Origin of the sequence: Microcoleus sp. S13C4, assembly GCF_036700865.1 — a bacterium.
Taxonomy (GTDB): Bacteria; Cyanobacteriota; Cyanobacteriia; order Cyanobacteriales; family Microcoleaceae; genus Microcoleus.
On record NZ_JAUBPS010000003.1, the window covers coordinates 185,958 to 186,471 of the forward strand.

Below are 514 nucleotides of genomic sequence, written 5' to 3' on the forward strand. Positions count from 1 at the left end.
ATCGGCGGAAACGCTGAATTTGGTGCTTTTCGGTGGCAATGTCAGTAATCCGTCAATTTTGACGATTAATGATGTGGCGTCAACCACTGTGGCGCCAACTCCGACTCCGACATCTCCAAGTCTCTTCCAGTTCGCCCAACCAAATTACACCGTGGCTGAAGGCGGCGTGGCTACGATTAACGTTACTCGCACCGGTGGCACGGCGGCTGCATCGATTAACTACCAGACTCTTGACGGTTCGGCAAGTTCAGCAGGCACAGCAGCAGATTACACTTCGGCGACGGGGCTGTTGAATTTTGCAGCGGGGCAAACAACCGCTAGTTTCACCGTGCCGACTTTGACTGATGCGATTTCGGAATCGGCGGAAACGCTGAATTTGGTGCTTTTCGGTGGCAATGTCAGTAATCCGTCAATTTTGACGATTAATGATGTGGTGTCAACTGGGACAACGGTAACTCCGACGCCAACTGGGACAACGGTAACTCCGACGCCAACTGGGACAACGGTAACTCCG

General features: G+C 52.7%; 1 protein-coding gene. It reads left to right on the forward strand.

Annotated features, from left to right (window positions below; genetic code table 11):
• On the forward strand, positions 1–514 hold a 514-nt coding region (locus QT996_RS03065; protein WP_333044423.1), incomplete at both ends, for a Calx-beta domain-containing protein.